Below are 8,544 nucleotides of genomic sequence, written 5' to 3' on the forward strand. Positions count from 1 at the left end.
GGCGCATTCCTCTCCGACGCCTGCGAGGTCAGCTGTCGGGTTCGGGCTGGAGCTGCCCGGTCGCGCGGCGCGCGGCTTCACCCCTAGCCTGTCGCGGAGACCGGACAGGCAGTGGTACCTGGTGGGTCCCCCGCTCCTGCCGAACACGGGTCAAGTGTGTGGGGACTCCGGGCGACGGCAGGATTCGGCGTTCCGTCCGGATTGGTGGCGAACGTAAGCGAGCAGGACGCACGGAAACAAGCAGCCGGTTCCCCCCGTTGGCGTTTCCGAAGATCGAAAGCGGACCAGCGCGGTCACCCTCCGTGAATTCCCGCCCCACGCACCCTACGATTCCCCTCTTCCACACCAGAATTACGTGAACATGACGCGCGACGCTCGGTCACCGATATGACGCTCCTCACGCGCCATGCCACCACAGCCCCTCATTCCACAGCGAGTTGGAATGAAGCCGCCAATACGGACAGAAAGCTCAGATGCGACGCAGACGGAAAATCGTCGCATCCAGGTCGCCCTTCAGCCCGGTGTGCAGCCCGTGGTGCAGCAGGACGGCCCCTCGATGCACTTCGCCCGTTTCGCGGCATTCATACGATGCCGTCGGGTCGATTCCACGCAGCCGCACCGCCGGCACCGGCTCGCCGTAGCTCTGCGCCTGCAGCCAGGCCAGGACCACCGTCTCGCCCGCGAGGACGTACTGGACGGCACTCAGGCCGCCCGCCGGAGGCCGCAACCGGTACAGCTCGCCGCGCTGGACGACCGGGCGGATCTCCTTGTACAGCTCCACCCACCGCCGGGCCTCGGCCAGCTCCTCCCCGCTCCACTCCGCGAGGTCACCGCCGACACCGAGGACGCCGGCCATGGCGCTGACGAAGCGGAACCGCAGCGGGCTGACCCGGCCGTTGAGCTGCGTGTTCGGGCTGTCGGTGACCCAGGCGGCCATGACCCGGGCGGGGTGGATCTGGGTGAAGCCGTGCTGGATGGCGAGCCGATCCAGCGGGTCGGTGTTGTCGGAGGTCCACACCTGGTCGGTGCGGCTCATCACCCCGAGGTCGATCCGGCCGCCACCGCCCGAGCAGGATTCGAAGGCGACCCCGGGGTGCGCCGCGCGCAGCCGGTCCAGCAGGGCGTACAGGGCCCGGACGTGGTCGGCCCACAGGCGCTGCGGGTACGGCTCACCGGGCCAGCCGGCGTCGGTGAAGCAGCGGTTGAAGTCCCACTTCACATAGTCGATCGGGGCGCTGGAGAGCAGTGCGTCCAGCTGCTCCCACAGATACTCCCGGACGTCCTCGCGGGCGAGGTTGAGAACGAGCTGGTTGCGTAGTTCCGTCCGCTTCCGTCCCGGTTGGTACTGCACCCAGTCGGGGTGGGCGCGGTAGAGGTCGCTGTCCGGGTTGACCATCTCGGGCTCGACCCAGATGCCGAACTGCATGCTGAGGCCGTGCACCTGGTCCGCGAGCGGCTTGAGGCCGTGCGGGAACCGGTCGGGGTTGGGCGTCCAGTCGCCGAGTCCCGCCCGGTCGCTGGTACGTGCGCCGAACCAGCCGTCGTCCACCACGAACAGTTCGACGCCGATCTCGGCGGCGCGCCGGGCGAGGGCGGCCTGCTGCTCCGCGGAGATGTCGAAGTTCGTCGCCTCCCAGGAGTTGAAGAGAACGGGCCGGTCCCGCTCCGCGTCCGGGATGACGTACGCGCGCTGATAGGCGTGCCAGGTACGGCTGGCGCCGCCGAAGCCGCCGTCGCTCCACAGCCCCGCGAAGACAGGGGTGGTGTACGACTCCCCCGGCGGCAGGAGCAGCAGGCCCGAGTCGTCGTAGCCGGCGCCGCCGGTGATCTGCACGCGCGCGTCCGGGAGTTGGGCGACGGCGATGCGCCAGGAGCCGGACCAGCCGAGCGCGCAGCCGTAGACCTCGCCGCGCTCCTCGGTGGCGTCGGTGTCGAGCGCCACCCAGGGCAGGTGCTGATGGCCGGTGTGGCCGCGGCGGCTGCCGATGACCTTCTCGCCGTAGGTGAGGGGAGCGGCGGTGAGCCGGGACTCGGCGGCCCAGCGGCCGTGCAGCTGGGACAGCCGCCAGCCCTCGCGGTCGGGCAGGGTCCAGGTGGCGGCGTCGGCCCGCAGCAGCTCCACGCGCGCGTGCCCGCCGTTGTCCACGGTCACCCAGCGCTCCATGACGTCCCCGCGCATCCGGTAGTGCAGGGTGATCGCCAGCCCGTCGTCGTGGAAGCGCAGCCGCAGTTCGTCGCCCTCCGCGTCGTACGCCTCGAAACTCCACTCCGTGCCGCGGCGCTCGTCGGTGCGCACGGACAGGGCGGGGCGGACGAAGCGGGGGCCGCCCTCGACCGGGTACTCCTCGCGGCCGTCGAGCGGGGATTCGAAGGGCCAGTAGCCGGGCAGGGGGCTCACCGCCAGCGCCTCGGCGTCCGCGAGCCGGATCCGCGGGCCCCAGTGCAGGTGGAGCAGTTCGTCCGCAGCGGTGAGATGGAGGGCATAGCTGCTGGTGGGCCCCGTCAGGAGCCAGGTGCGACCGTCTTCGGCGATGTCCAGCATCGAGACCTCACAGGTGCCAACAGATCCGCTCAAGTGCGAACATCATCAGGCCGCGCAGCCTCTGGTGACAATGCCTGTGGACAACTCATTGCCCGAGGAAAGCAATGTCGTATGGTCGTCGGAGCGCCCGTCGACGAGCCGCGCCGGCGGGGCCGACCGGGAGGAGCCCCCGTGACGCAGCAGGTCCCGTCGACCGAGCCGGAGCTGGCCGCAGTGCGCAATTTCCGCGACGTGGGCGGACTGCCCACCGTGGATGGACGGCGAGTTCGGCACGGCGTGCTGTTCCGCAGCGGGCACCTGGCGCACGCGACCGAGGAGGACGCGGCCTTCCTCTCCTCCCTGGGCCTGCACACGATCTTCGACTTCCGCAACGCGGCCGACCAGAAGCTGGAGGGCCCGGACGTCGAGCTGCCCGGCGTGCGGAACGTGAACCTGCCGCTGAGCGACCCGGCGGACGGCGCCGAGTTCTGGAAGATGGTCCGCGAGGGCGACCTCGAACAGTTGCGCGCGATCCTGGACGACGGCAAGGGGGCGGCCCGGATGATCGCCTCGTACCGGACGATCGTCAAGGAGCGCACCGCCGAGCACTCCCGGGTGCTGCACGCGCTCGCCGAGGACAACGTGCCCGCCCTGATGCACTGCGCGGCCGGCAAGGACCGCGCGGGCATCTCCATAGCCGTCACGCTCCTTTCGCTGGGGGTGGAGCGCGAGGCCATCGTCGCCGACTACCTGGAGTCCAACGCCAAGCACCGCCGCTACCGGGTGCGGCGCGCCGGCAGCCCGGACACCGCGTACACCCCCGAGGTGATGGAGCTGCTCAACCCGCTCTTCGACGCCCGCGCCGAGTACCTCGAGGCCGCCTTCCGGAGCATCGAGGACACCTGGGGCGGAGTCGACGCCTACCTGGAGCGGGGCCTCGGCCTCACTCCCGACACCCGCGAGCGACTGCGCGAGCGCCTGCTGGACTGACCGGAGGGGGAGCCACGGGGCCGCCTGCGCCGCCCCCATGTGGGTGTGGGCTGCCGTCCGGCGAAGGCCGGACCACGTCGGCCGCCGGGTCAGCCCTTGGCGCCCACCGCGAACAACAGGTAGAGGAACGCGGCCAGGACATGGCCGAGGGCGATGTAGATGATCAGCCGGACCCACAGGGAACGGGGGAACTTCTCCTCGAAGTCGCTCATGACAGCTCTCCGGTCAACGGCCCCAGGCACAGTGTGGCCGTGGGGCTCTGCAGCAGGGTATGGACGAACAGCAGCTCCACTCCGTCGTGGTCCTCGGCGGCGAGGCGGTGCGGCGTGAGCGAATCGAAGTGCGCGCTGTCGCCGGGCGCGAGCAGGTGCGCGGTGTCGCCGAGGCGCAGCCGCAGGCGTCCCGCGAGGACGTAGAGCCATTCCTCGCCCGGGTGGACGCGCACGATGTCGCCCTGGGAGCCGTACGGAACGCTGACCCGCAGGGCCTGCATGCCGCGGCCGGGCGCCCCGGCCTGGACGTATGTCCAGCCGCCCGCCCGGGTCGGCTCCATGTCGGCGGCCCGCACGATCGCGTCCCGGCCGGCGCCCGTCTCGCCGAGCAGTTCGGAGACGGTCGTACCGTAGATACGGGCGAGCGCGAGGAGCATCGGCAGCGAGGGCTGGCGGTGTCCGGTCTCCAGGCGGGAGAGGTGGGCCGGCGAGAGCCCGGCGGTGTGGGCCGCGGCCTCCAGTGTGAGGCCGGTACGGCGGCGCAGTGCGCGCAGCTGCGGCGCGACGGCGTGCAGGTCCGTGCCCTGGTCCGCCGGTGACGCGGAGTCTGAGGCGTTCATGCCTCCATTGAGCCGCATTCTTGCCTCTGCGGCAATTTTGTTGCCTCAGAGGCAAAAGACGCCCGCGTACCGACCGTGGCGACCAGGGGGTTATGATTTGAACACGTTCAAAACGGGGGGATCACATGCCTGCACGCACCACGGCCGACCGAGCCGACACGCCCGCCACCGCCCTCGGCCCCACCGCACTCGTCCTGGGGCTCGCGGCCGCATCCGGCCTGTGGCCGCCCCTCACGCTCACCCTGCTCCCCGTGATGCTCATAGGCGGCGGGCTCGCCGTCGTCTTCGGCCTCACGGGCGCCCACTACGCCCTGCGCGGCATCGGGCGGCTGTGGATCGCCGCCACGGGCACCGTCCTCGGCGCGCTCGGACTGATCTACCCCTTCGTCCTCCTCATGCCGTTCTTCTGGTGAACGGCCCGCGCCCCGCACCGGGCCCGTGCCGGTGCGGGGCGCGGGAAAAGGGCCCGACCCGTGATCAGCGGTGGGCCACCGCCTGCTTGATCAGCGTCTTGCCGAAGTCCCACATCAGGCCACCGCCGCTGTGGGCGTCGTCCATCACGGCGGTGAAGGCGTCCACGAACCGGTCCACGTCGGCCTCGTCGATGATCAGCGGCGGAATGAGCTTGATCACCTCCAGGTGGTCGCCGGAGACCTGGGTGAGGATCCGGTGCCGTTGCAGCAGCGGTACGACGACCATCTGCGCGAACAGGCCCTTGCGTGCCGCCTGCAGCATGGTCCAGCGGCCGCGCAGCTTCAGCGAGGACGGCCTGCCGAACTCGATGCCGATCATCAGGCCCCGGCCGCGCACGTCGGCGAGCAGCTCGTACGTGTCGATCAGCGCGGTCAGCCGGGACTTCAGCAGCTCGCCCGTCGTGCGGACCCCGGCGACGATCTGCTCGTTCTCCATGACCGACAGCACGGCGAGGCCGCACGCCATCGCCGGGGCGTTGGAGCCGAAGCTCGCCGAGTGGACCAGGACGCGGTCCATGGACGAGTACACCTTCTTGAAGATCCACTCCTTGCCGAGGGTGGCGCCGACCGGGACATAGCCGCCGGACAGCGCCTTGGCCACGCACACCAGGTCCGGCTCGACCCCGTCCTCGTGCTGGTAGGCGTAGAAGTCGCCGGTACGGCCGAGGCCGGTCTGCACCTCGTCGGCGATGAGCAGCGCCTTGTGCCTGTGCAGCAACTCCTGTGCGGCGCGCAGATAACCGGGCGGGGCCTCGTGCACGCCCTTGCCCTGGATCGGTTCGAGGATCAGGGCGGCGACGTCCCCCTTCTTCAACTCCCTCGCCAGAGCGTCGAGATCGCCGAGGGGTACGGCGGTGTCGGGCAGCAGCGGGGCGAAGCCGTCACGGAAGCCGTTCTCACCGTTGACCGAGAGCGAGCCGGTGGTCAGGCCGTGGAAGGCGTGGTCGCAGTAGAGGACGCGCGGTTTGCCGGTGGCGTACCGGGCGAACTTCAGGGCCGTCTCCACCGCTTCGGTGCCGCTGTTGCCGAAGAACACCCGGTCGAGGTGCGGGCTGTGGGCGAGCAGCCGCTCGGCGAGCAGACCGGGCAGCGGCTGGCAGTCGAAGCGGGTGAGGTCGGCGAGGTTCAGGTCGAGGACGTCGTGCAGCGCCCTGCGGACGACCGGGTGATGGCGGCCCAGGCCCATCACCCCGAACCCGGCGAGCATGTCCAGGTAGTCGTTGCCGTCCGCGTCGAAGAAGTGGGCGCCCTCGGCGCGCTCGTAGACCTTGTCGAAGCCGATGGTGCGCAGCATGCGCGGCAGCTGCGGGTTGAGGTACTTCCCGTGCAGCTCGTAGCGCTCGGCTCCGCGCTCGGCCAGCAGGGCACCGAGGTCGAACTCCGTCGTCATTCACTCTCCTTGGCTGTGCCGCCGACGTCCTTGGCGGCCAGGCTCGCGCTGATCCGCCCGGCGATCTCGACGGGCGTGAGACCGATGTCGGCCAGCACCTCGCCGCGCTTGGCGTGCGCGAGGAACTGCTCCGGGATGCCGAACCGCCGTACCGGCACGTCCACGTCGGCGTCACCGAGGGCCAGGGCGACGGCCGACCCGACACCTGCCGCACGGCTGTTGTCCTCCACCACGGCCACCAGACGGTGTGCGGCCGCCAGTCCGGGCAGGGCGGGGTCGACGGGCTTGACCCAACGGGGGTCGACCACCGTGCAGTCGACACCACGGGCCTGCAGCAGCTCGGCGGCCCGCAGGCACACCGGTGCCATCGCGCCGACGGCCACCAGCAGCACCTCGGGGTGCCCGGCACGGTGCAGGACGTCCATGCCGCCCACGTGGCCGATCGCCGGGATCTCCGGGCCGGCGGACTCCTTCGGGAAACGGACCAGAGTCGGCGCGTCGTCCACCGCGACCGCCTCACGCAGCTGCGCCCGGAGCTGGCCGGCGTCACGCGGGGCGGCGATCCTCAGGCCCGGTACGACCTGGAGGATCGACATGTCCCACATGCCGTTGTGGGACGCGCCGTCCACGCCGGTGACACCGGCCCGGTCCAGCACGAAGGTCACCCCGCAGCGGTGCAGGGCCACATCCATCAGCAGCTGGTCGAAGGCGCGGTTGAGGAAGGTGGCGTAGACGGCGACGACCGGGTGCAGGCCGCCGGTCGCGAGCCCGGCCGCGGAGACGGCCGCGTGCTGCTCGGCGATACCCACGTCCCACACCCGGTCGGGGAAGCGCTCGGCGAACTTCCCGAGGCCCACCGGGTGCAGCATGGCGGCCGTGATGGCCACGACATCCTCCCGCTCCTCCCCGATCCGCGCGATCTCGTCGCCGAACACCGAGGTCCAGGAGGGCCCGTTGGAGGGCGCGAGCGGTGCGCAGGTGAGCGGGTCCATCACACCGACGGTGTGGAAGTGGTCCTCCTCATGGGCGAGGGCGGGCTCGTAGCCGCGGCCCTTCTCCGTGAGGCAGTGGACCAGGACCGGACCGTGGAAGCGTTTCGCCCGGCGCAGCGCTGACTCGACGGCCCCGATGTCATGGCCGTCGATCGGGCCGACGTACTTCAGGCCCAGGTCCTCGAACATGCCCTGCGGGGCGAAGGCGTCCTTGAAGCCCTTCTTCGCGCCGTGCAGCGACTCGTAGATCGTGTTGCCGACGACCGGGGTCCTTTGCAGCACGTCCTTGCCCCAGGCGAGGACCTTCTCGTAGCCGTCCGTCGTGCGCAGGGTGGCCAGGTGGTTGGCGAGGCCGCCGATGGTCGGGGCGTACGACCGCTCGTTGTCGTTGACGACGATGATCAGCGGCCGGTCCTTGGCGGCCGCGATGTTGTTCAGCGCCTCCCAGGCCATGCCGCCGGTCAGCGCGCCGTCGCCGATGACCGCGACGACGTGCCCCTTCTCCCCCCGCACCTGGTTGGCCTTGGCGAGGCCGTCGGCCCAGCCCAGCGCGGTGGAGGCGTGGCTGTTCTCGATGACGTCGTGCTCGGACTCCTCGCGCGAGGGGTAGCCGGACAGGCCGCCCTTGCCGCGCAGCTTGGAAAAGTCCTGACGTCCCGTCAAGAGCTTGTGGACATAGCTCTGGTGCCCGGTGTCCCACAGGATGCGGTCGACCGGTGACTCGAAGACCCGGTGCAGTGCGACGGAGAGTTCCACCACCCCCAGGTTGGGCCCGAGATGACCGCCGGTTCTCGACACCGCGTGCACCAGGAAGTCGCGTATTTCGTCGGACAGTTCGCCGAGTTCCGCCTCGGACAGCGCCTTCAGGTCGCGTGGTCCCCGGATCGATTCCAGAATGGTCACGCTCAGGCCCCCTCTCGGTCCGTGCCTTGCCTCAACTCATGTGGTCTGCGGTACTCGCCTGCTCGGCGAGGTTCATGGCCTCCTCGATGAGGGTCTCCACGATCTTGGACTCGGGTACGGTCTTGATGACCTCGCCCTTGACGAAGATCTGGCCCTTGCCGTTGCCGGAGGCGACGCCGAGGTCGGCCTCGCGGGCCTCGCCCGGACCGTTCACCACACACCCCATGACGGCGACGCGCAGCGGGACCTCCATGCCGGTCAGGCCGGCGGTGACCTCTTCGGCGAGCTTGTACACGTCGACCTGGGCGCGGCCGCAGGACGGGCAGGAGACGATCTCCAGGCCGCGCCGGCGCAGGCCGAGCGACTGGAGGATCTGCAGGCCGACCTTGACCTCCTCGACGGGGGGCGCGCTCAGCGACACACGGATGGTGTCGCCGATGCCC

Annotated in this window: 8 protein-coding genes and 1 riboswitch; of the genes, 2 read left to right on the forward strand and 6 right to left on the reverse strand. The window is 70.5% G+C overall.

Annotated features, from left to right (window positions below):
- Positions 1-2: 2 nt before the first annotated feature.
- Positions 3-167: riboswitch (cyclic di-AMP (ydaO/yuaA leader) on the reverse strand.
- 302 nt (positions 168-469) lie between these two features.
- Positions 470-2,542 (reverse strand): alpha-galactosidase, encoded by a 2,073-nt coding sequence (locus AC07C1_RS33250; protein WP_478945155.1) that lies wholly within the window; start codon positions 2,540-2,542, stop codon positions 470-472.
- Between the two features lie 171 nt (positions 2,543-2,713).
- On the opposite strand from AC07C1_RS33250, the gene AC07C1_RS33255 reads away from it, so the two are divergent.
- A complete protein-coding gene (locus tag AC07C1_RS33255) occupies positions 2,714-3,511 on the forward strand; it encodes a tyrosine-protein phosphatase (RefSeq protein WP_478945135.1) in 798 nt (265 codons plus the stop codon).
- A gap of 89 nt (positions 3,512-3,600) precedes the next feature.
- On the opposite strand, the gene AC07C1_RS33260 is transcribed toward AC07C1_RS33255, so the two are convergent.
- Both AC07C1_RS33260 and AC07C1_RS33265 read right to left on the reverse strand, forming a co-directional pair.
- Positions 3,601-3,723, reverse strand: a complete 123-nt coding sequence (locus AC07C1_RS33260; protein WP_478945137.1) for a DUF6126 family protein — start codon at positions 3,721-3,723, stop codon at positions 3,601-3,603.
- Positions 3,720-4,343 (reverse strand): helix-turn-helix domain-containing protein, encoded by a 624-nt coding sequence (locus AC07C1_RS33265; RefSeq protein ID WP_478945139.1) that lies wholly within the window; start codon positions 4,341-4,343, stop codon positions 3,720-3,722. Before AC07C1_RS33265 ends, AC07C1_RS33260 begins: the two co-directional genes overlap by 4 nt.
- A gap of 125 nt (positions 4,344-4,468) precedes the next feature.
- On the opposite strand from AC07C1_RS33265, the gene AC07C1_RS33270 reads away from it, so the two are divergent.
- The gene (locus AC07C1_RS33270) at positions 4,469-4,756 is read left to right on the forward strand and encodes a hypothetical protein (protein WP_478945141.1); all 288 of its coding nucleotides are present in this window, start codon (positions 4,469-4,471) and stop codon (positions 4,754-4,756) included.
- 64 nt (positions 4,757-4,820) lie between these two features.
- On the opposite strand, the gene AC07C1_RS33275 is transcribed toward AC07C1_RS33270, so the two are convergent.
- From AC07C1_RS33275 to AC07C1_RS33285, 3 genes are all read right to left on the reverse strand, one after another.
- Positions 4,821-6,206, reverse strand: a complete 1,386-nt coding sequence (locus AC07C1_RS33275; protein WP_478945143.1) for an aspartate aminotransferase family protein — start codon at positions 6,204-6,206, stop codon at positions 4,821-4,823.
- On the reverse strand, positions 6,203-8,101 hold the full coding sequence (gene dxs, locus AC07C1_RS33280; protein WP_478945144.1) for a 1-deoxy-D-xylulose-5-phosphate synthase: 1,899 nt from the start codon (positions 8,099-8,101) through the stop codon (positions 6,203-6,205). The genes AC07C1_RS33275 and dxs overlap by 4 nt, the downstream gene beginning before the upstream one ends.
- A gap of 31 nt (positions 8,102-8,132) precedes the next feature.
- Positions 8,133-8,544 (reverse strand): flavodoxin/ferredoxin-dependent (E)-4-hydroxy-3-methylbut-2-enyl-diphosphate synthase (locus AC07C1_RS33285; RefSeq protein WP_478945146.1); only part of this gene is annotated, 412 nt, incomplete at its 5' end.

It is taken from the genome of Streptomyces sp. NPDC045022 (assembly GCF_056432605.1).